The sequence below is a fragment of the Ornithinimicrobium pekingense DSM 21552 genome, from assembly GCF_000421185.1.
Taxonomy (GTDB): Bacteria; Actinomycetota; Actinomycetes; order Actinomycetales; family Dermatophilaceae; genus Ornithinicoccus; species Ornithinicoccus pekingensis.
This window is the reverse complement of the sequence record NZ_ATWJ01000010.1, coordinates 68,150-87,642: the sequence shown is the minus strand read 5'-3', so window position 1 is coordinate 87,642 and position 19,493 is coordinate 68,150. Positions and strand designations below refer to the sequence as shown.

Annotated in this window: 22 protein-coding genes and 1 pseudogene; 10 read left to right on the top strand and 13 right to left on the bottom strand. The window is 73.8% G+C overall.

What is annotated here, in order from left to right; genetic code table 11:
* Window positions 1-46 precede the first annotated feature (46 nt).
* Complete coding sequence (locus K330_RS0110045; protein WP_022921704.1) at window positions 47-1,438, bottom strand: MFS transporter; 1,392 nt, start codon at window positions 1,436-1,438, stop codon at window positions 47-49.
* Between the two features lie 100 nt (window positions 1,439-1,538).
* Here K330_RS0110045 and K330_RS0110040 point away from each other — a divergent pair, with 100 nt between their 5' ends.
* Window positions 1,539-1,724: a CsbD family protein gene (locus K330_RS0110040; protein WP_022921703.1), complete on the top strand. Its 186-nt coding sequence runs from the start codon at window positions 1,539-1,541 to the stop codon at window positions 1,722-1,724.
* 69 nt (window positions 1,725-1,793) lie between these two features.
* On the opposite strand, the gene K330_RS20515 is transcribed toward K330_RS0110040, so the two are convergent.
* Window positions 1,794-3,371: an AI-2E family transporter gene (locus K330_RS20515; protein ID WP_084617401.1), complete on the bottom strand. Its 1,578-nt coding sequence runs from the start codon at window positions 3,369-3,371 to the stop codon at window positions 1,794-1,796.
* Between the two features lie 13 nt (window positions 3,372-3,384).
* Window positions 3,385-4,251: a D-hexose-6-phosphate mutarotase gene (locus K330_RS20510; RefSeq protein WP_022921702.1), complete on the bottom strand. Its 867-nt coding sequence runs from the start codon at window positions 4,249-4,251 to the stop codon at window positions 3,385-3,387.
* Between the two features lie 77 nt (window positions 4,252-4,328).
* On the opposite strand from K330_RS20510, the pseudogene K330_RS22720 reads away from it, so the two are divergent.
* Window positions 4,329-5,357 (top strand): annotated as a pseudogene (locus tag K330_RS22720) (acyltransferase); the annotation flags it as partial.
* 19 nt (window positions 5,358-5,376) lie between these two features.
* Here K330_RS22720 and K330_RS0110020 read toward each other — a convergent pair.
* Window positions 5,377-5,736: a single-stranded DNA-binding protein gene (locus K330_RS0110020; RefSeq protein ID WP_022921700.1), complete on the bottom strand. Its 360-nt coding sequence runs from the start codon at window positions 5,734-5,736 to the stop codon at window positions 5,377-5,379.
* Between the two features lie 165 nt (window positions 5,737-5,901).
* On the opposite strand from K330_RS0110020, the gene K330_RS20500 reads away from it, so the two are divergent.
* Window positions 5,902-7,032, top strand: coding sequence for a DNA glycosylase AlkZ-like family protein (locus tag K330_RS20500; protein ID WP_022921699.1), 1,131 nt, complete (start codon window positions 5,902-5,904; stop codon window positions 7,030-7,032).
* Between the two features lie 16 nt (window positions 7,033-7,048).
* Window positions 7,049-8,068, top strand: a complete 1,020-nt coding sequence (locus K330_RS0110010; RefSeq protein ID WP_022921698.1) for an LLM class flavin-dependent oxidoreductase — start codon at window positions 7,049-7,051, stop codon at window positions 8,066-8,068.
* Window positions 8,069-8,113: 45 nt separating this feature from the next.
* On the opposite strand, the gene K330_RS0110005 is transcribed toward K330_RS0110010, so the two are convergent.
* From K330_RS0110005 to K330_RS20490, 3 genes are all read right to left on the bottom strand, one after another.
* Window positions 8,114-8,980 carry a hypothetical protein gene (locus tag K330_RS0110005; RefSeq protein ID WP_022921697.1) on the bottom strand — a complete coding sequence of 289 codons (867 nt, stop codon included), beginning with the start codon at window positions 8,978-8,980 and terminating at the stop codon, window positions 8,114-8,116.
* A 128-nt stretch (window positions 8,981-9,108) separates the two neighbouring features.
* Window positions 9,109-9,660: a nitroreductase family protein gene (locus K330_RS22715; protein ID WP_022921696.1), complete on the bottom strand. Its 552-nt coding sequence runs from the start codon at window positions 9,658-9,660 to the stop codon at window positions 9,109-9,111.
* Window positions 9,657-10,055 carry a cupin domain-containing protein gene (locus K330_RS20490; RefSeq protein ID WP_022921695.1) on the bottom strand — a complete coding sequence of 133 codons (399 nt, stop codon included), beginning with the start codon at window positions 10,053-10,055 and terminating at the stop codon, window positions 9,657-9,659. Before K330_RS20490 ends, K330_RS22715 begins: the two co-directional genes overlap by 4 nt.
* A 53-nt stretch (window positions 10,056-10,108) precedes the next feature.
* Between K330_RS20490 and K330_RS0109990 the strand changes: the two genes are divergently transcribed.
* A complete protein-coding gene (locus tag K330_RS0109990) occupies window positions 10,109-10,699 on the top strand; it encodes a tetratricopeptide repeat protein (protein ID WP_022921694.1) in 591 nt (196 codons plus the stop codon).
* 27 nt (window positions 10,700-10,726) lie between these two features.
* Here K330_RS0109990 and K330_RS0109985 read toward each other — a convergent pair whose 3' ends face one another.
* A complete protein-coding gene (locus K330_RS0109985; RefSeq protein WP_022921693.1) occupies window positions 10,727-11,470 on the bottom strand; it encodes an NUDIX hydrolase in 744 nt (247 codons plus the stop codon).
* 104 nt (window positions 11,471-11,574) lie between these two features.
* Here K330_RS0109985 and K330_RS0109980 point away from each other — a divergent pair, with 104 nt between their 5' ends.
* The 4 genes from K330_RS0109980 to K330_RS20485 are packed head-to-tail and all read left to right on the top strand — an operon-like array spanning window position 11,575 to window position 14,585.
* A complete protein-coding gene (locus K330_RS0109980) occupies window positions 11,575-12,465 on the top strand; it encodes an alpha/beta hydrolase (protein ID WP_022921692.1) in 891 nt (296 codons plus the stop codon).
* A gap of 10 nt (window positions 12,466-12,475) precedes the next feature.
* Window positions 12,476-12,871 (top strand): HIT family protein, encoded by a 396-nt coding sequence (locus K330_RS0109975; protein WP_022921691.1) that lies wholly within the window; start codon window positions 12,476-12,478, stop codon window positions 12,869-12,871.
* A 9-nt stretch (window positions 12,872-12,880) separates the two neighbouring features.
* Window positions 12,881-13,402 carry a DoxX family protein gene (locus tag K330_RS0109970; protein ID WP_022921690.1) on the top strand — a complete coding sequence of 174 codons (522 nt, stop codon included), beginning with the start codon at window positions 12,881-12,883 and terminating at the stop codon, window positions 13,400-13,402.
* Window positions 13,403-13,427: 25 nt separating this feature from the next.
* Entirely contained in the window at window positions 13,428-14,585 is a 1,158-nt protein-coding gene (locus tag K330_RS20485) for a methyltransferase domain-containing protein (protein ID WP_022921689.1), read from the top strand.
* On the opposite strand, the gene tpx is transcribed toward K330_RS20485, so the two are convergent.
* Window positions 14,555-15,052, bottom strand: coding sequence for a thiol peroxidase (tpx, locus tag K330_RS0109960; RefSeq protein ID WP_022921688.1), 498 nt, complete (start codon window positions 15,050-15,052; stop codon window positions 14,555-14,557). The genes K330_RS20485 and tpx overlap by 31 nt on opposite strands.
* 102 nt (window positions 15,053-15,154) lie before the next feature.
* Here tpx and K330_RS0109955 point away from each other — a divergent pair, with 102 nt between their 5' ends.
* Window positions 15,155-15,493 carry a hypothetical protein gene (locus K330_RS0109955; protein ID WP_022921687.1) on the top strand — a complete coding sequence of 113 codons (339 nt, stop codon included), beginning with the start codon at window positions 15,155-15,157 and terminating at the stop codon, window positions 15,491-15,493.
* A gap of 9 nt (window positions 15,494-15,502) precedes the next feature.
* Here K330_RS0109955 and K330_RS20480 read toward each other — a convergent pair whose 3' ends face one another.
* The 4 genes from K330_RS20480 to K330_RS0109935 form a co-directional block, all read right to left on the bottom strand.
* Window positions 15,503-16,888, bottom strand: a complete 1,386-nt coding sequence (locus tag K330_RS20480; RefSeq protein WP_022921686.1) for an MBL fold metallo-hydrolase — start codon at window positions 16,886-16,888, stop codon at window positions 15,503-15,505.
* A gap of 61 nt (window positions 16,889-16,949) precedes the next feature.
* Window positions 16,950-17,570 carry an L-threonylcarbamoyladenylate synthase gene (locus tag K330_RS0109945; protein WP_022921685.1) on the bottom strand — a complete coding sequence of 207 codons (621 nt, stop codon included), beginning with the start codon at window positions 17,568-17,570 and terminating at the stop codon, window positions 16,950-16,952.
* 40 nt (window positions 17,571-17,610) lie between these two features.
* Window positions 17,611-18,417 carry an alpha/beta fold hydrolase gene (locus K330_RS0109940; RefSeq protein WP_022921684.1) on the bottom strand — a complete coding sequence of 269 codons (807 nt, stop codon included), beginning with the start codon at window positions 18,415-18,417 and terminating at the stop codon, window positions 17,611-17,613.
* 32 nt (window positions 18,418-18,449) lie between these two features.
* Window positions 18,450-19,439: a GNAT family N-acetyltransferase gene (locus tag K330_RS0109935; protein WP_022921683.1), complete on the bottom strand. Its 990-nt coding sequence runs from the start codon at window positions 19,437-19,439 to the stop codon at window positions 18,450-18,452.
* Between the last annotated feature and the right edge of the window lie 54 nt (window positions 19,440-19,493).

Sequence of the window (19,493 nt, the reverse complement as noted above, 5' to 3'; positions counted from 1 at the left end):
GCAGGTCGGGGCCGTCGTGGTCGTGGGCCCCGGCCGGCCGGCCGCGCTAGACGATGCGCGGCTGCTCGTTGCCCGCCGCGGCGATCCCCTCGCGCATCCGCACGCGCGTCAGGATCAGCCCGCCGACGACGAAGAAGACGATCGTCACCAGGATCGCCGGCCGGTAGGAGCCGGTCAGCTGGTAGGTCAGGCCGAAGGCCAGGGTCCCGAACCAGCTCGTGCCCCGTTCCATCGCCTGGTAGAAGCTGAAGAACTCCGACTCCCGGCCCCGGGGGACCAGCTGGGAGTAGAGGGAGCGCGACAGCGCCTGCGTGCCTCCCATGACGGTCCCGATCAGCACGGCGCAGACCAGCCAGACCGTGAAGGCGCCGCGGGGGACGAAGTAGGCGAAGGCCACGACGAGCGTCCACATGACGATCCCGGCCAGGACCGTCCTCTTGGCCCCGACGCGCCCGGCGACGACGCCGAAGAAGAGCGCACCGAAGAAGGCCACGAACTGCACGACGAGGATGGTGATCGTCAGCTGCGCGGTGTCGAAGCCGAGCGCCTCGGTGCCGTAGAGGCTGGCCGAGGTGATCACGGTCTGGATGCCGTCGTTGAAGAACAGGTAGGCCAGCAGGAAGGTCAGGGTGTGCGGGTAGCGGCGCAGCTCACCGAAGGTGTCGCGCAGCTGGCTGACCGTCCCGCCGACGACGCCGGCGCTGCGCTCCACCGGGGTGGCGGTGGTGCCCCGGATCCGGCGCAGGCCGATGACCGGGATGAGCGTGAAGACGGCCCACCACAGGCCTGCGGACAGCAGCGAGAGCCGGATCGCCATGCCGTAGCTCAGGCCGAGGCTCTCGTAGGTCTGCAGCACCACCAGGTTGAGCACCAGCAGCAGGCCGCCGCCGAGGTAGCCCAGGGCCCAGGCCCGCGAGGAGACCCTGTCCCGGTCGTCAGGATGGGCGATGCGGTTGAGCAGGGCGTCGTAGACCACCGTGGAGGCACCCAGGCACAGGTTGGCGATGACGATGAGCAGCACGCCCAGCTGCCAGTTGGTGCCCTGGAGGAAGAACATGAGGGACGCCGCGGTGGCACCGGCCCAGGCGAGCCCGCCCAGGAGCCAGGTCGGGCGCGGGTGCCGGTCGGCGATCGCCCCGACGAAGAGCAGCACCACGGCCGAGACGATCGTGGCGACGGTGATCGTGTAGGGCGCGATCGAGCCCACGGCGACGGGCAGGCCGAGGACCGACAGCGTGGCGTCGCAGGTCTGGCCCGCGGGCAGGTCGGGGCAGGCGTCGTTGCGGGCCAGGGAGGTCAGGTAGGGGCTGATGAGCACCGTGCCGGTCGTCGTCACGTAGGCGGAGTTCGCCCAGTCGTACCAGCCCCACGCCCGCTGGTGCCCGCGGGTCCGCTCGACCGCGGGATCGGCCCGCAGCACCTCGCTCGTCGTCGTCATGGGCGAAGCGTCCCACAGCTCGGCGACGATTCAGGTTGCGGCGCAGGGCGGGTCGAACAACAGTGGGACGTCCGAACCCGACGATGCATGAGGAGTGAGCATGGGACTTGGCGACAAGATCGAGAACGCCGCTGACCGGGCCAAGGGTCAGGGCAAGGAGCACCTCGGCGACGCGACGGACAACGAGCAGATGGAGGCCGAGGGCCGCGCCGAGCAGACCACCGCCAACACCAAGCAGGCCGGTGAGAAGGTCAAGGACGCCTGGAACGACGCCACCGGCAGCTGAGCCGGGGCGACACGACGACGGCCGGCCGGGGAGAACCTCCCCGGCCGGCCGTCGTCGTGCGCTGGGCGCTCAACCGCGCTCGGCGTCCTGCGGCGGCGGCACGGTGTCGCCGGGGTCCTGCGCCGGGGGTGCGGTAGCCGCAGGCTCCTGGGGCGCGGTGGCGTCAGCGTCCGCCGGTGACGCCGCGGGGTCGGGGTCGACCTCCACACCGCTGTCCTGCGACGACCACGGCGGGCGGGTGCGCATGACCCGCTCCTTGAGCGCCGCTGCGATCCCGGCGGCACCGGCGAGGCTCGCGGCCCCGAGGGCGGGCCCCGACCGGGCCGCGTCCCTTTCCTCCTCGATGCGGCGGTGCGCCTCCTGGGCGCGCAGGCGGAAGACCGGGGCCGACTCCTCGGCGAGGGCCACCGCGCGCGCCCCCTCGGGCGTCAGGGTCCGCACCTCGTCCGCCCGCAGGGTGCCCGCGCGCAGGTCGAGGTGCTCGCTGGCGTAGCGCACGGCGCTGACGGCCGTCGCCGTGACCGGCACGGCCAGGAAGGCCCCGACGATGCCCCAGATCGTGCCGCCGGCCGCCACGGCGAGCAGGATGATCACCGGGTGCAGGTCCATCGCGCGGCTCTGCAGGATCGGCTGGAGCACGTTGCCCTCGAGCTGCTGCACAAGAAGGATGAGGACCAGCACCCAGAGCGCGGTGCCGAAGCCCACGGAGACCAGGGCCACGAGGACGGCGAGGGCCCCCGCCGCGATCGCCCCGACGATCGGGATGAAGCTGGCGAAGAAGGTGATTAGGGCCAGGCCGAAGGCCAGGGGGACGCCGAGGATGAGCAGACCGATGCCGATGGCCACCGCGTCCACCAGCGCCACCAGGGCCTGCGCCCGGATGAAGCCGCCCAGCGTGGTCCACATCCGCGACAGGGTCTCGGTGAGGTGCAGGCCGGCGGTCGGGCCGACGAAACGGCGCAGCCACGGCAGGAACCGCACGCCGTCCTTGAGGAAGAAGAAGGTCAGGACCAGCACCATGGCGAGGGTCACCAGCAGCGAGCCTGCGGTGGCGACGCCGCTGAGCACCCCGGAGGCGATGTTGCTGGCCTGGTCCTGGAGCCAGGTGCTGGCCTGGTCGAGGTAGCCGCTGACCTGCTCGTTCTGCAGGTTGAACGGCGGGCCCTCGAGCTGGTCCCGCAGCACCTGCACACCCTCGCTGGCCTGGCTGACGATGTCCTGACCCTGCGAGACGATGCCCGGGGCGATGGCTGCCAGGCTGCCCAGGAAGGTGCCCAGCGCCAGGAGCAGGACGACCATCGAGGCGAGGCCCGCCGGCCAGCGGCGGCGGGTCAGGAACCGCACCGGGGGCCAGAGCACGGTGCTGACGATGAGCGCGAGGATGAGCGGCAGCACGCCCACCCAGAGCTTGCCGACGAGGTAGAAGAGCACCGCCAGCGCGGCGATCACCAGCAGGAAGCGCCAGGCCCAGGCGGCCGCTCCTCGCAGGCCCTCGAGGATGAGCATCCCTCGGTCGACGCCGCCCTCCTGGTCGGGGTGGGCGCCGGGGGTGCTGATGCTCGGCCTGGCCTCGAGGTACTCCTGCCCGGTTCCGTCCTGGGCGACGACGCGCTCGGAGGGTCCGGGGTCTGTGGGTCTGTCGGTCACGCCCTCCAGCCTTTCACGACGCGGGGGAGTGGTGGTGGCTCAGCGTCGCCGCGATCTCGACCGTGTCGCCGGCCGCGAGGGCCAGGGCGTGCTCGCCGCGGGCCGCGGTCTCCACGCACACGAACCGCAGCCACTCGTCGTCGCCGAGGTCGGGCAGGTCCGCGGCCTTCCTGTCCCACGGGTTCCAGACCACCGTCTGGGCGGCCCCGACGGGGCGCACCTCGTGGTGGCCGAGGGCCGCGCGGTCGTCGACGACCACCGGCCCGGCGCGGTCGTAGATGCGGTCTGTCTCGCCGTCCAGACGGATTGGCCCGTCCTGGACCTCGCGCCGGCCCGACACCTTGTCGAGGTAGGCGGCCCCCTCGAGTCCGAGGATCTGCACCTGGCGCACGTCCTCCACGGCCAGGTAGGTGTGCAGGGCGGCCTCGGCACGGTAGTCCCGGTGGCCGGTGTTGGTGACACGCAGCGCCAGATGCAGCTCCTCGGCCCCCTCGGCCCCGCGGAGGCTGACCGCGTACCGGGCCCGGAACGGCCCGGGGACGTGCTCGGCGCCGGGCGCGCCCGCGACGTCGTCGGAGGAGATCTCCCACGCCCAGACCTCGTCGTGCTCCGCCGGCACGGGACGCCACACGGCGGTCCTGACCAGGCCGTGGGAGGGTGACAGGTCCCCGTCTGGTCCGCCGGCGAACCAGGGGAAGCAGATCGGCACACCGCCCCGGACGGGGGAGGACCCGTCCAGCACCGCCTCCCGCGAGAGCCACACGCGGGACACCCCGTCGACGGACCACTCGGCCAGGTGGGCGCCGAAGTCGTAGGCCACCAGCCGCGAGCGGCCCGAGGCGTGCAGGTGGGGGGTCAGCGGGGGAGTCGTGGTGCTCATGGGCTCCAGGCTAGGACGACGCGTGGCACAGTGGCGGCCATGACGGCGCCCCCCCCCACCCGCTCGCCTGGGTCAGCTGGCTGCGGGTGGTGGCCATCGCCGGCGTCGTGCTCATCCACACGGTGGGCGCCACCGCCTCCGGACCGGGCTCGACCACGACCGTCGACGGGTGGGTCGCGCGTGCGCTGGACCTGCCGTTCCTGTGGGCCGTGCCCGTGTTCGTGATGCTCGCGGGCGCGCTGGGCCTGGACCCGGCGCGCTTCCCGGGCAGCGCGGCCTACCTGCGTCGCCGCGCGTGGAGGGTCGTGCCGGCCGTCCTGACGTGGAACACCGTCTACGTGGCCTACCTCGCGCTGACTCGCGACGGGTGGTGGCGGGGGCCGCGGGCGGCGCTGGCGGACGTCCTGGTGGGCGCGGTCGCCCCGCACCTGTACTTCCTGTGGATCGTGCTTGGGCTCTCGCTGCTCACCCCGCTGCTCGTCCCGTGGGTGGCGCGGACCGCTCGGCGCGAGTGGGTGCTGGCAGCACTGGCGGCGTATGCCGTGCCGGTCCTGTCGACCTGGCCCCTGGGCCCGGACGGCTCCCGGGTGGGTCTGAGCCACACGGCGTGGACCTGGTGGCTCCCGTACCTGGGTGCCTACCTCATGGGGTGGGCCCTGCGCGGGGTGCGGCTCCCGCGCGGCACGGTGCTCCCCGCCGCCGCGGTCGTGGTGGGTTGGATGACCCTGCTGACCTGGCAGTGGCGCAACCCCGCCGCCCCGGCCTGGCTCGAGCAGTGGGTCGGCGCGCACTACTACAGCCCCACGGTGGCCGTGCTCTCCGTCCTCGTCGTGCTGCTCGCCCAGACGACCGTCCGGGCAGGGGGAGCGCTGGCCGGCCTGGCGCGACCGCCCGTCGTGCGTGCCGTGGCGCCGGTCGCCTCGGCGACCCTGGGCATCTTCGCGCTGCACTACCTCGTGCTCCTGGTGGGCCTTGACACGGGGCTGTTCGGGGACCCGGTGGCCGCGTGGCCGGTGCTGCTGGTGCGCGCGGTGGTGGTGGGCGTCGTGACGACCGTGCTCGTCCTGGTGCTGCGGCGCGTGCCGCTCGTGCGCCGCGTCCTGTGAGCGCCGCGCCACCTGGCCCTCAGGGCACCAGGTCGACCCGCCGCAGGCTCTTCGCGTCCACCTCGTAGCGGGACGCGCGCCCCGTGGCGGTCGCGAAGAACCGCCGGCGCAGGCTGCCGGTGACCTCCACACCCTGTCCGTCCGGGAGCCGGGCGGCGGTGCGGCGCACCCTGGCCTGCCAGCAGGCGACGTCGATCGTGTCGACCTGCGTGCGCGCGCCCTCCTGGTGCCTTGTCTCCCCGCGCCGAACCGGCCGGGGGACCACCACGCGCAGCTGCACCAGCTCGTCGCCGCTGGGCATCGAGCGGACGGCGGGCTCCCCGCTCACCCGGCCCACCAGGTGCACCTCGTTGGCCGGTGCCGCCGTCCTCTCGCTCATGCACCAAGCCTCGTCCGTGGACGGGGACCGTGCCAGGGCCCGCGGGTCGGCTGTGGACGCCGACCTGCCACCTGGCGAGGGTGTGGACACCGGGCCCGGTGCCGACGTGCTGGGCCTGACCTCTCGCGGACAGGTCCGGTCCGGGGCCGGCGCTAGGGTCGGAGCATGCTGCAGCTCAGCCGCAGGGACGCCCGCCGGGTCGCAGTCCGGGCGCAGCTGCTGCACGCACCCCGGCCGACGGACCTCCTGGGGGTCCTGCGGCACCTCTCGGCGGTCCAGGTGGACCTGACCGACCGGGTGGCGCCCAACGCCGACCTCGCCTGCTGGAGCCGGCTGGGACGCTCCTACCGGCCGGAGGACCTCGACCGGCTCGTCGGCGACGGCCGGCTCGTGGAGCTGAGAGGCTTCCTGCGGCCGGCCGAGGACGTCGCGCTGTACACGGCGGAGATGACGGCGCGGACCAGCGGCGACGGTGTGCCGGGCTGGCACGAGGGCAACGTCCGCTGGCTGGAGGCCAACGCGGGCTGCCGGCAGGACATCTTGCAGCGGCTTCGCTCCGACGGGCCGTTGCCGGCTCGGGCGCTGCCCGACACCACGGTCGTGCCGTGGCGCTCCAGCGGGTGGAACAACGACAAGAACGTCGTGCTGATGCTCGACGTCATGGAGGCCTGCGGGGACGTCGCCGTGGCCTCCCGCGAGGGGCGTGAGCGGCAGTGGGACCTGGCCGAGCGGGTCTACCCGCCGGTCGAGGCCGTGCCGCTGGGGGATGCCTGGGCCGAGCGGGACCGGCGGCGTCTCGCCGCGCTCGGCATCGCCCGGGCCAAGGGACCCGCCTGCCCGGTCGAACCGACGGACGTCGGTCAGACGGGGGAGGAGGCCGTCGTGGACGGGGTCCGCGGCACCTGGCGCGTGGACACGGCATACCTCGACGCGCCATGGGCTCCCCGGGTGGCGCTGCTCTCGCCGCTGGACCGGCTGGTCCTCGACCGGCGCCGCATGGGTGAGCTCTTCGGGTTCGACTACCAGCTGGAGATGTACAAGCCGGCCCGGCAGCGCCGCTGGGGCTACTTCGCCCTGCCCGTGCTCGACGGCGACCGGCTCGTGGGCAAGCTGGACGCTACGGCCGACCGGCGCGCCGGGGTGCTCGTCGTGCACGCCCTGCACGAGGACGAGCCGTTCAGCCGGTCACGGACCGCGGCCGTCGAGCGCGAGGTGCGCAGTCTGGCGGGCATGCTCGGGCTCGAGGTGCGCCACGACGACGCGCCCGTGCCGAACACCGGAATGTCCCGCAGGTGAGGACGTTGAGGACAGTGTGAAGAAGATCGGGTTCCTCTCCTTCGGGCACTGGACGCCGCACGAGCAGTCGCTGGTGCGCTCCGCCGCCGACGCGCTCCTGCAGTCCGTCGAGCTGGCGGTGGCCGCCGAGGAGGTCGGCGCCGACGGCGCCTACTTCCGGGTGCACCACTTCGCCCGACAGCTGGCCTCGCCCTTCCCTCTGCTGGCGGCCGCCGCGGCACGCACGAGCCGGATCGAGCTGGGTACCGGCGTCATCGACATGCGCTACGAGAACCCGCTCTACTTCGCCGAGGACGCCGGCGCGGCGGACCTCCTCTCCGGAGGGCGGCTGCAGCTGGGGATCAGCCGCGGGTCGCCCGAGCAGGTGATCGCCGGCTACGAGCACTTCGACCACGTGCCGCGGGCGGGGGAGAGCGACGCCGACATGGCCCGTCGGCACACCGCGCGGCTGCTGGAGGTGCTCGAGGGGGAGGGGTTCGCCGAGCCCAACCCCCGCCCGATGTTCCCCAACCCGCCGGGCCTGCTGCGGCTCGAGCCGCACTCCCCGGGGCTGCGGCGCCGGATCTGGTGGGGCGCGGGGTCCCGGTCGACGGCGGTCTGGACGGCGCAGCAGGGGATGAACCTCATGAGCTCCACGCTGCTGACCGAGGACACCGGCGTGCCCTTCCACCAGCTCCAGGCCGAGCAGATCCAGCTGTTCCGGCAGGCTTGGCAGGAGGCCGGCCACGGCTGGGAGCCGCGGGTGTCGGTGAGCCGCAGCGTCTTCCCGCTGGTCTCCGACCTCGACCGCCGGTTCTTCGGTCTGGAGACGCGCAGCCAGGACCAGGTCGGGATGCTCGAGGGTGGTCGCGCCCGCTTCGGCAAGACCTACGCCGGCGAGCCCGACCGGCTCGTGGAGCAGCTGGCGCAGGACGAGGCCGTCGCCGCCGCGGACACCCTGCTGCTCACCGTGCCCAACCAGCTGGGCGTGGACTACAACGCCCACATCATCGCCAGCGTCGTCCGGGACGTGGCCCCGGCGCTCGGGTGGCGCTGACCCCGGTGCCCGTTCTCTAGCGAAAACCGTAGAGAACGGCAGGCGTCACGGACGCGGTGCGTCGACGCCCTGGATCCGCACCATGTCCATCGGGGTGAGCACGCCGGCCGAGCGGTGCGGGATCGTCTCCAGGACGCTCATGTAGAGCCTCTGGTCGACGTGACCCTCGAGCTCCACGGCCCGCGGGCTGACGGCCAGGAGAGTGGCGGCCACGCAGGCGGCGGCGCCGGTCGTGCCCGACGGGTGCTCGGGTGCCAGCTCGATCATCGCCGGCACCAGGATCCCGTCGATCTCGGAGGTCATCATGGATCCGGCCAGGGCGCGACCGTCACCGGCCAGGGCGACGAAGGTGGCCTCCCGGTCCAGGCCCCGGGAGAACCAGGTGCGGAACGTCTCGCGGGTCTCCGCGACGTCCTTGACCGGCGCGAAGCTCTCGTGGGCCGGCAGGTAGGCCTCCATCCACAGGTCGAGGAGCTGGTCAAGAGTGAGCTCCGTGCCGCGGCGCAGCACGATGCCGTCCCGTTCGGCGGACCCGAGGCGACCGTGCGCCCAGGCATGCACGTCAGGGTCGCCGCTGGGGATCGCCGCCGGTGGCAGGCTCTGCATCACCTCGACGTGCCCGACCTCGGCGACGGCGTGCGCTGTCGGAGTGCCGGGGACGACGCGCAGCCACACGGGACGGTCGTCGGCGGCGACGAGCGCCCTGAGCAGCTCGGCGCCGTGCCCGGGCTCGCACATGAGCTCCACGAGGTCGGCATCATCTCTGGTGGAACGCACGCGCAGACCCGCCGCCACGACACGGCCGTCGACCTCCTCGACCAGGCTGCGGCTCTCGCCGAGCCCGGCGTCCGGCTGCAACCACGGCGCGTCAGCGACGGGCAGGTCGGACGGTGCGCACGGCCGTATCGGCATGCCTCACCGTGGCAGAGGTCATGGCGCAACAGCAAGGTCCGGCAAACGCCGATAAGTCACATTATGTCAAGTACGCACCCAGGGGAGCCGGTTCACCCCGACGGCCACCACCACCGCCACCCCTCCCCTCAGTCGCCCTCCGGCCGCGGGTCGCCGTAGCGCCCCCAGCTGACGATCTCCTCCAGCGGCCTTCGCCCGGACAGCTGCGGGGCGGCTTGCGCCTGCGTCGTGTCGGTGCGGCCCAGTGCGATGGCCGACCAGGGCTCCAGGTGCTGCGGCAGCCCGAGCAGCTCACGCACGCGCCGCCGTGCCCCGGCGCTGCTGAACCAGGCCGTGCCGGAGCCCAGCCCGAGCGCTGCGGCGGCGAGCATCACCCGCTCCTGCAGGCGCCCGTCGTCGTAGGCGACCGAGCGCCCCTCCCCCTCGACGGCGACCACGATCGAGGCGGGCGCTCCCGCCAGGAAGGCGGTGAAGTCGCCGTAGCCGGCAAGCGTCTCGTTGGTCGCGCGGTCGGTGACGACCACCAGGTGCCACGGCTGGCTGTTCTTGGCGCTGCCGGTCCAGCGCGCGACCTCCAGCAGCCGCTCGAGGTCGTCCGGGTCGACGGGGGTGTCGAGGAACCGTCGGGTCTGGCGCAGGCCCCGCAGCGCGTCGAGGATCTCCGGGGTCCTGGCGGTCACGTCGCCGGCCCGTCCACGTTGACCGTCGGCGCGCCGGAGCCGCAGCGCACGATCACCGCACGGGCGGTCTCGTCCGAGGGGTTGGACTCGCGGTGGACCGCCCCGGCCGGCACCCGCAGGAAGTCCCCCGGGCCCGCCTCGACCACCTCCCGGCCGTCCGGCCCGGACTCCAGCCGCATCCGGCCCGAGACGACGTAGAGGGTGGTCTCGTGCTCGCCGTGGTGGTGCCACCCGCTCGTGGCGCCGGGCTCGGTGTCGACGGTCCCGGTCCACATCCCCTCCGAGTGCGCCGCCATCCGCCGCGCCATCCCGGGGGTCGGGTCGGCAGGCTGCAGCGACCCGTCGGGGATGAGGTGGACCGGGACGGCGGAGCGCGGGTCGGCGTCGGTGCTCATACCGCCATCCAAGCGCACCCGGACGGCCGAGGGCGACCGCATACCCTGTCAGCATGCGTGAACCGGTGACCGAGGAGCAGCTCGACGACCTCGTCCTGGGTGCCGGCACGGCGACGCCGCACGAGCGTCACGACCTCGCGGAGCGCTTCCGCACGTGGGCCGACGAGCCGCACCCGCTGGACGAGGTCAGCCCCCGCGAGCTCCTGACGCAGGCCGGCGAGCAGCACGAGCTGGCGGGCGACGACGAGGCGGCGCTCGAGCTCTACCGGCGCGCGGCGGCCAGCCCCGGTCCCGTCGCCCTGGACCCGCGCTGCCTGGTCATCCACCTGCTCCACCGGCGCGGGGAGCACGACCAGGCCGACGAGCTGGAGCAGCGGCTGCGGCGCAGCCGGCCCCGGCAGGCCTCCACGTACGAGTACATGGGCGAGGTCTGCGTCGAGCTCGGCGAGACGGCCCGGGCGCTGGGGTGGTTCAACCGGGGCATCACCCTGGCCGAGGACGAGGGCCTGCTGGAGGCGGAGATGGGCGGGCTGTGCCTCGCGCGGTGGCGGCTGCGCGAGCGGCTGGGGCACGACCCGGACCAGTACGACGAGTTCGGGCGGGACCACCACGCGCGGCTGCTGCGCGACCTGCCCCGCACGTAGGCGCAGGGTCGTCGGCCTGCGCCACCGTCAGCGCCAGGCGAAGACCGGCTGCTCGAAGTGGTGCACCGGGTCGGGGCGACCGGACAGGCCGAGCCAGCCGAGCTGGACCAGCACCGCCGCCGTGGGCGCATGGACGACCGTGCCGCCCAGCGGCACCGACACGACCGGTCGATCGCTCTCGGGGATCTGGTCGAACCGCGGCGAGTCGCGGCGCAGCAGCTGGTGCAGCCCGACCCGGTAGGCGGCCATGACCTCCCCCGGGTCCGGCCGCAGCTCGACCTCGCCGCCCCAGACGACGACCGGGGTCATCACGAAGCCGGACCGGGTCACGTAGTCGTCGAGCAGGCCCAGGACCGACTCCGGGCCGAGGTCCACGCCCACCTCCTCGTGCGTCTCCCGCAGCGCCGCCTCGACCACCTCCTCCCCGGGCTCGAGCCGGCCGCCGGGCAGGGCGTACTGGCCCCCGTGCCGGCGCAGCTGCAGCGGTCGCCGGCACAGCACGAAGGCCGCGCCGCCCGCGGCGCTCAGCAGCCCGTCGTGGAGCAGCAGCGGGTCGTGCGCCACGCTGCCGTCGGCGGTCCGCGCGACCGTCTTGGCCGTCTCGGGGCCGGAGTCCACGAGCAGCAGCGCCACGGCCGCGTGCCGCCGCTCCCCCAGCGGCACCGCACGGCGCTCGTGCCCCGCCAGGTGCCCGGCGACCCGCTGGCGCAGGGACGCGTCATACCTGATCGGGGCGGGTATGAGGTGGGCCAGCGGTCCCTGCTCCTCCACGGTGCTCCTCTCCTGCGGTGGTCCGGGCCGTGCTCGGTCCCCGCACCGTACCCCCGGGCGTGCGCTTCCGTCGGCGCGCGGTGGGGCCGTGAGATCCTCCCGGCATGGACATCGTCGACCTCGCGCCGCCGGGAGAGGGTCCCTTCCCGCCGGCGTCCTTCCTCCCGCCGGTCAGCAGCCGCGGTGTCGCGGGCGCACGGTCCTGGACGGGACTGACCTACGCGATCGTCCCCGGCCACCGCCCGATGGTCCTGGACCTGCACGTGCCCGAGGACGCGTCGGGCCCGGTGCCGGTCGTCGTCTGGGTCCACGGCGGCGGCTGGACGGAGGGTGACCGGCGATACCTGCCCCTGCAGTGGCGCCAGAACAGCGTGTTCGAGAAGGTGGTCGCCGCCGGCATGGCAGTGGCCACCGTCGACTACCGCCTGCTCGAGGACGCGCCCTTCCCGGCCTGCGTGCACGACTGCGTCGCCGCGGTGCGCTACCTGCGCAGGCACGCCGACGAGCTGGGCCTGGACCCGGCGCGGGTCGGGGTCTGGGGCGAGTCCGCCGGTGCGCACCTGGCGTCCATGGTCGCCCTCCTCGGCAGCGCCCCCCACCCCGACGCCCGGCTGCTCGGGACCCTGGGCGTCGGTGACGGCCCCGTGGACGTCGCGGCGGCGGTGCTGTTCTACGGCCCCGCCGAGCTGGACTGGATCGTCGGGCTCTTCGCGGCCGGTGACCCGGCGGCCGCCTTCGGCGGTGACCCCACGCTGGTCACGGCCCTCTCCCCCGTCACCCAGGTGCACCCCGCCGCGCCTCCGGTGCTGCTGGTGCACGGGCGCGCGGACGCCCTGGTGCCGGTCGGCGAGAGCGAGCGGCTGCACGCCGCCCTGCTGGCGTCCGGAGCGGACAGCACCCTGGAGGTCACCGACGGGGCGGACCACTGCTTCGTCGGGGCCCCGGTCGAGCCCCACCTCGACCGGGCGGTCACCTTCCTGTCCGAGCGGCTCTAGGCTGCCCTCCATGGCGACCCTCTTCACCAAGATCATCCAGGGCGAGATCCCCGGTCAGGTCGTGTGGTCCGACGACGTCTGCGCGGCCTTCCTCGACGTCTCCCCCCTGACCCGCGGCCACGCGCTCGTGGTGCCGCGGGAGGAGGTCGACCGCTGGACCGACCTCGACACCGCCACCATGGCCCACCTCATGGACGTCGCGGCACGGATCGGCCGCGCCCAGCTCGAGGTCTTCGGCGGCGAGCGGGCCGGAGTCATCATCCAGGGCTTCGAGGTCCCCCACGCCCACGTGCACGTCTTCCCCGCCTCGAGCCCGGCCGACTTCGACATGTCGAGCACAGCGCCGCGCAGCGGCGAGGCCCTGGCGGAGGACGCCGACCTGCTCCGCGGCGCCCTCGGGGGCTGAGCACCGCCCATGCGCGAGGACCACGACGACACGCCCCAGCGGCACGACCCGCCCTACCACCGCGAGGTCTACGACGACTGGGACGCCGACCTGGTGCGCGAGGAGGAGCTGCACGGCCGGGGGCTCGACTTCGGCCTCCTGCTGCTGCGGCTCGGGCTGCTGCTGCTCCTGCCGCACGGCGTGGCCAAGGCCGCCGACATGCCGGCCTTCGTGCGCCAGGTCGACGCCAACGTGCTGGGTGGCCAGGCCCCCGAGCTCTTCGCGTGGATGATCATGATCGGGCAGGTCGCCCTGCCGGTGCTCGTGGCGGTCGGGCTGTTCACCCGCCCCGCCGGGTTCCTCGTGGCGGCCTCCCTGATGGCCATCTGGGTGCTCGAGGTCGCCCTCCGCCTGGACTACGAGCCGCTCACCTCCGCAGGAGGCCTCACCGGTGAGGCCGCGCTGCTCTACGCGGCGCTGTCCCTCCCGCTCGCCTTCACCGGGGCCGGCCGGTGGTCGCTCGACTCCATGCGCACGGGCGGACGGCCCTGACACCTGCGCCACCTAGGCTGGGCGGGTGCAGTGCGACTACTTCGACGCGGGGGTATGCCGTTCCTGCGCGCTGATGGGCGTGCCCTACCCGGTGCAGCTGGCCCGCACGCAGGAGGCCGTGGCCACCACGCTGCGTGAGCACGTGCCCGGCTCCGCCTGGTCGGACCCCTTCGCCGGGCCCGAGCAGGGTTTCCGCAACAAGGCCAAGCTGGTCGTCGCCGGCACCCGGGGCAGGCCGACCTTCGGCGTCCTGGACGGCGACGGAGGCGGTGTCGACCTGCGGCACTGCGGCCTCTACGAGCCCCCGCTCGCGCGGGCCGTGCCCGTGCTGGCCGACCTGGTGTCGGCCTCGGGCCTGGTGCCCTACGACGTGCCCTCCCGGCAGGGCGAGCTCAAGCATCTCCTCGTCACCTCCTCCCCCGACGGGGAGCTGATGGTCCGGCTCGTGCTCCGCTCCCCCGGCCAGCTGCCCCGGGTCCGCGAGCTGCTGGAGCCTCTCGTGGCCGCGCTGCCGGGCACGCGGGTGGTCTCGGTGAACCTGCAGCCCGAGCACAAGGCCGTCCTGGAGGGCCCTGAGGAGATCGTCCTGACCCCGGCGCAGACCCTGCCGATGCGCCTGGACGACGTCACCCTGCAGCTGCGCCCGCAGAGCTTCTTCCAGACCAACACCGTCGTGGCGGCCGGTCTCTACCGCCAGGCCCGGGCCTGGGTCGAGGAGGCCGGGCCCGAGACGCTGTGGGACCTGTACTGCGGGGTCGGAGGCTTCGCGCTCCACCTGGCGACGCCCGGCCGTGCGGTGCTGGGGGTGGAGCGGTCGGCCGAGGCCGTCGCCAGCGCCCGCGCCAGCGCGGCGGGGCAGGGCCTGGGGCAGGTGCGCTTCGAGGTCGGCGACGCGACGTCATACCTGGCCGCCGAGGCGCCGCCCGCGTGCGTCGTGGTCAACCCACCGAGGCGCGGCATCGGGCCGCTGGCCGGGTGGCTGGAGGCCTCCGGCGTCCCGCGGGTGCTCTACTCCTCCTGCAACGCCACGAGCCTGGCGCGCGACCTGGCCGCGATGCCCACGCTCCGCGCCCGCAGGGCCAGGCTGTTCGACATGTTCCCGCAGAGCCGGCACTCCGAGGTGCTCGTGGAGCTGGTGCGGGACGAGGCGCCTCAGCCCAGCGCGGCGATCGCCCGGTCGTAGTCGGGCTCCTGGCCGATCTCCGGCACCAGCTCGGTGTGCAGGACCGTCCCGTCGGCGTCGAGGACGACGACCGACCGGGCCAGCAGGCCGGCCATCGGCCCGTCGGCCATCGTGACCCCCAGCGCGTCGCCGAAGCCGGAGCGGAAGGCCGACGCTGCGGACACGTTCTCGATGCCCTCGGCGCCGCAGAAGCGCTTCTGGGCGAAGGGCAGGTCCTTGGACGCGCACACCACGACCGTGTCGTCGAGCTCGGCGGCCAGCTCGTTGAACGTCCGGACCGACGCTGCGCACACGCCGGTGTCGATGCTGGGGAAGATGTTGAGCACGACCCGGCGTCCCGCCAGGTCCTCCTTGGCGAAGTCGGTCAGGTCGGTCCCGGTCAGGACGAAGGAGGGGGCGGGGCTGCCGACCTCCGGCAGCTCGCCGACGGTGCGGACGGGGGTTCCCTTGAGTGCTGTCGTGGCCATGTCCCACTGTCTAGCACCTGCCCTCCCCTGCGCGGTGCGGCGGGGTCGCTCTGACATGATGGGGGCCCACGTCCCGTACGACGACAAGGAAGTTGATCGAGGATGGCCAACACGTTCGACGCCGCGCCCGAGGGGGCGCACGAGCGCAGCACCACGTCGCTGTCGATCGCCGACCCGCAGGTGCTCCTGGAGCGCATCATCGACGAGGCGAACAAGCACCGTGGCACGCTGCGCGAGCAGGACGGCTACACCATCCCCTTCCGGGAGGGCGGCTCGGTGCGCATCCGGGTCGAGGAGGGCGGGGGCACCCCCGCGCTGCACTTCGTCGCCGACGGGCCCACGGTGGAGCGCCGCGAGCACATCGAGCGCACGATCACCGAGCTGTCGGTCAGCCAGCTCGGGGCCGAGGCGGGCACGCTGACCTGGCAGCCCGAGGGCTGAGGCGAACGCTCACCCCTCCTCGGGCGCCTCGACGAGGGGCACCCCGGCCGACCCGGCGTTCTCCTCGAAGGAGTCGTCGACGGCCACCACGTCCCGGCCGGCGGCCTGCAGGACCGAGGCCCCGATGGTCGCGCGGTAGCCGCTGGCGCAGTGGACCCAGACCTCGCCCTCCGGCACCTCGTCGAGCCGGTCGACCAGCTGACCGAGGGGCACGTTGACCGCTCCCTCGAGGTGCCCGTCGGCGTGCTCCTTGGGGTTGCGGACGTCGAGCACGCTCACCGGACGGTGGTGACGCACCTGGGCCAGGTCGGCGAAGGTGGCCAGCGGCAGGGTGGCGGGCTCCCCCGCCGTCCAGTCGGCCGGGCCCCCGGTCGCGGCGCCGGCCAGGTCGTCGACGCCGATCCGCGACAGCTCGCGCTGGGCCTCGGCGACATCCTCGGCGGACCCGGCGAGCAGGGTCACGGTCACCCCCGCCGGCAGCATCCAGCCGAGCCAGGTGGAGAACTGCCCGTCCAGGCCGAAGCTGAACGACCCCGGCAGGTGTCCTGCGGAGAACGCGGTGCGGGTGCGCAGGTCCACCACCCAGTCCCCCGCCTCGATGCGGCGGCGCAGCTCGTCCTTGTCCGCGCGACCGGGCGGGTCCAGCCGCGGCGCGTCCGGGCCGGCGACGTTGGCCGGCTGCATCCGGGCGTAGTAGGCGGGGTAGAGGTCCAGCCCGTCCAGCGTCTGCCGGACGAACTCCTCCACGGTCAGCAGCAGCGCCGGGTTCTTCTCCTGCTCCTTCCCGATCGTCGAGGCGTCGCCCTCGGTCTGGGTCGCCGAGCAGAAGGACCCGAAGCCGTGGGTGGGCATCACCTGGGCCGCCTCCGGCAGCTCCCCGGCGAGGCGGTGGGCGGAGCGGTGCTGCAGGCGCGCCAGCTCCTCGGTGTGCTCCTCCCCGAGCAGGTCGGGCCGGCCCGTGGACCCGAAGAGCAGGGAGCCGCCCGTGAAGACGTAGGGGTGGTCACCCTCGAGCGCGTAGGACAGGTGCGTGAAGGTGTGTCCCGGGGTGTGCACCGCCCGCAGCCGGAGGATGTCCGAGACCTCCACGACGTCCCCGTCACGGACCGGGACGCGGTCGAAGGAGACGTCGTCGTCGGCGTTGACGTGGTATGCCGCGCCCGTCTCCCGGGCCAGGGCGTAGCCGCCGGTGACGTAGTCGTTGTGGATGTGGGTCTCGAAGACGTGGGTGACCCTGACCCCTTCCTGCCGGGCCAGTGCGAGGACCCGGTCGATGTCGCGCTGGGGGTCGATGACGAGGGCCACCTGACCGTCGTGCACGAGGTAGCTGCGGTCGCCCAGGGAGCTGGTCTCGATCGTCAGCACGGTGGGCGTGGTCGTCGCCGTCGTCGTCATGGTCGCGTCTCCTTCGCGTCGCCGGGCAGGGGGGTCAGGGACCGCGGGTGGCTGCGGTGTCCTACCGGAACGGCTCGGGGTCGCCCGAGCCGACCCGCACCACCTCGGGGTAGCCCTCGGAGAAGTCGACCACGGTGGTCGGCTCCTGTCCTGTCTGGTCACCCTCCACCACGACGTCCACCAGGTGGTCGAGGGCCTCCTTGACCTCCCAGCCGAACGCCAGCGGCTCCTCCGCGCCAGGCAGGAGGAGGGTGCTGGTCAGCAGGGGCTCGCCCACCTCGGCCAGCAGCGCCTGGCAGACGCGGTGGTCGGGCAGGCGCACGCCGACCGTGCGCTTGCGCGGGTGCAGCAGGCGCCGGGGGACCTCCCCGGTAGCGGGCAGGATGAAGGTGTAGGCGCCGGGGGTGGCTGCCCGCACCGCGCGGAAGACGCTGTTGTCGAGCTGCACGAGCTGGCCGAGCTGGGCGAAGTCGGCGCACATGAGGGTGAAGTGGTGCTTGTCGTCCAGGCGCCGGATGTCGATGATGCGCTGTTTGGCGCCGGCGTCGGAGAGCCTGGCCCCGAGGGTGTAGCAGGCGTCGGTCGGGAAGGCAGCCAGGCCGCCCTCGCGCAGCACGTCGGCCACCTGGGCGACGAGGCGAGGCTGCGGATCCACGGGGTGGATGTCGACGAAGCGCGCCATGGCGCCACCTTAGCGACCCACGCCCCGGGGTGCCTGGTCGTCAGTCCGGCAGGAGGAACCGGCGCAGCACCTGGGCGAAGACGTCGGGCTTCTGGGAGTGCACCCAGTGGGTGGCGTCCTTGACGGTGAGCCGGCGGGTCTGGGGGAAGTGCCGGCGCATCACCGGCTCGGCCTCCTCGGTCACGTAGTCGGAGTCCCCGCCGGCCACCCACAGCACCGGCCCGTCGAAGACGGCCTCGCCACCCAGCCGCGGGATGTCACCGGTGATCACCGGCAGGTCGCGCAGCAGCACCTCCAGGTTGGGCTGCCAGGCGAACCCGCCGTCCCCGTCCCGGCGCAGGTTCTGCAGCAGGAACCCGCGCAGCGCCGGCTGCGGCACGTCCGCGGCCAGCTGCCGGTCGGCGTCGCCCATGCTCCCGAGCCCGTCCAGGTCGATGCGGGCCAGCGCCCCGAGCAGGTGCTCGAACTCGCTGGTCTCCCCCGTGCCGGTGGGCCCGACGTCCTCCACGACCAGGCGGTCCACCAGCTCGGGGTGGGCCAGCGCGAGCGTCATCGCCGTCTTGCCCCCCATGGAGTGGCCGACGACGTGCACCGGGCCGTCCGCGGCGACCCCGCTGCGCAGGTGGTCCGCGACGGCGTCCGCCATCTGGGTGTAGTCGACCCGGTCGGTCCACGCGGAGCGCCCGTGGTTGGGCAGGTCCACGAGCAGGCCCCGCAGCTGCGGCTGCAAATCCCGCGCCGCCGTGCCGAAGTTGCGCCCCCGGCCGAAGAGACCGTGCAGGAAGACGACGACCGGGCCGTCGCCCTCGCCGACCAGCGTGCTGTGCAGACCCTCGACCTCGCTCACGCGCCGAGCCTAACGGGGCCGGCACGCCGTGCTCAGAGGGGCAGGTCCCGCTGCATGGCGAGCACCTGGTGCTTGAGGGTGAAGCCGACGTTCTCGTACAGGCGCGTGGCACCCGAGGGGTTCTCCGAGTCGACCCCGAGCTCGATGGTGTCGTAGGCGCCGGAGCGGGCGGCCAGGTCGATGGTGCGCAGCAGCGCGGCCCGCGCCAGCCCGCGGCCGCGCGCGTCCCGGACCGTCCCCACGAGGTTGACGTAGAGCTCGCGGTCCACCCACTCGGCGCACAGCACGTAGGCCAGGGCCCGTCCGTCGACGTCGAGCGCCACCGTGGAGACGTCACCGCGGGCCGCCCGCCCCGTCCACCGCTCGTGCCAGGACTCGGCCGACTGCTCCCCCGACCCCCAGTGGTCGCGGAAGGCGTCGTTGTGCGCGAGCCGCACCGCCTCCTCGTGCTCGGCCCCCGGGGAGACCAGGGTGACGCCCTCGACGGGCGGGACCTCCACCGGGCCGTCCAGCGGGCGGACGAGCTCGTTGTAGTAGCGCACGACACGGTAGCCGCGCCGGGCCAGCATCGCCGACGCCGAGGACCCGTGCAGCCCGCCTCCGGCCCGGAGGTAGGCCGGTGCCGTGCCGTGGCGCTCCCCCACCAGCTCGACGGCGCGCGGCTCCATCCGGTCCAGCAGGGCCCGGCCCAGACCGCGGCGACGATGGTCGGCGTGGACACCCCCGTCGAGGTAGCCGCGCCCCGACCCCTCATGGTCAGGGGTCCGCGGGACAGAGACCGTGGTGAAGGCGACCATGACGTCGCCGTCCCACACCGCCACGCTGTCGCGCCCGGGGTCGAACCCGCTGAACGTCAGCTCCTCCCTCAGGTCCTCCTCCCGGTAGAACTCCTCGGTCCCGTCCACCCGGGCGAGGTGGTTGACCAGCTCGGCCCAGGCGGGCACGTCGGCCTCGGACAGGGGTGCCCAGCGGTATGCGGTGCCCCCCGGCCGGTCGGTGGTCTGCGTCGTCGTCTCGGTCACGAGGACCAGTGTCGGGCACCGCGCGGCGTGACCGCCACCGGTTTAGCGGACCCG

Excerpts from the sequence above, each read along its gene's own strand:
- K330_RS20490 (WP_022921695.1), bottom strand. The coding sequence starts at position 10,055 with ATGAGCACCGACGCCGACCCGCGCTCCGCCGTCCCGGTCCACCTCATC.
- tpx (WP_022921688.1), bottom strand. The coding sequence starts at position 15,052 with ATGGCCACGACAGCACTCAAGGGAACCCCCGTCCGCACCGTCGGCGAG.
- K330_RS0109955 (WP_022921687.1), top strand. The coding sequence starts at position 15,155 with ATGGCCAACACGTTCGACGCCGCGCCCGAGGGGGCGCACGAGCGCAGC.
- K330_RS20500 (WP_022921699.1), top strand. The coding sequence starts at position 5,902 with ATGCTGCAGCTCAGCCGCAGGGACGCCCGCCGGGTCGCAGTCCGGGCG.
- K330_RS0109980 (WP_022921692.1), top strand. The coding sequence starts at position 11,575 with ATGGACATCGTCGACCTCGCGCCGCCGGGAGAGGGTCCCTTCCCGCCG.
- K330_RS0109970 (WP_022921690.1), top strand. The coding sequence starts at position 12,881 with ATGCGCGAGGACCACGACGACACGCCCCAGCGGCACGACCCGCCCTAC.
- K330_RS0110005 (WP_022921697.1), bottom strand. The coding sequence starts at position 8,980 with ATGCCGATACGGCCGTGCGCACCGTCCGACCTGCCCGTCGCTGACGCG.
- K330_RS20510 (WP_022921702.1), bottom strand. The coding sequence starts at position 4,251 with ATGAGCACCACGACTCCCCCGCTGACCCCCCACCTGCACGCCTCGGGC.
- K330_RS0110020 (WP_022921700.1), bottom strand. The coding sequence starts at position 5,736 with ATGAGCGAGAGGACGGCGGCACCGGCCAACGAGGTGCACCTGGTGGGC.
- K330_RS0110045 (WP_022921704.1), bottom strand. The coding sequence starts at position 1,438 with ATGACGACGACGAGCGAGGTGCTGCGGGCCGATCCCGCGGTCGAGCGG.
- K330_RS20480 (WP_022921686.1), bottom strand. The coding sequence starts at position 16,888 with ATGACGACGACGGCGACGACCACGCCCACCGTGCTGACGATCGAGACC.
- K330_RS0109975 (WP_022921691.1), top strand. The coding sequence starts at position 12,476 with ATGGCGACCCTCTTCACCAAGATCATCCAGGGCGAGATCCCCGGTCAG.
- K330_RS0110040 (WP_022921703.1), top strand. The coding sequence starts at position 1,539 with ATGGGACTTGGCGACAAGATCGAGAACGCCGCTGACCGGGCCAAGGGT.
- K330_RS0109990 (WP_022921694.1), top strand. The coding sequence starts at position 10,109 with ATGCGTGAACCGGTGACCGAGGAGCAGCTCGACGACCTCGTCCTGGGT.
- K330_RS0109945 (WP_022921685.1), bottom strand. The coding sequence starts at position 17,570 with ATGGCGCGCTTCGTCGACATCCACCCCGTGGATCCGCAGCCTCGCCTC.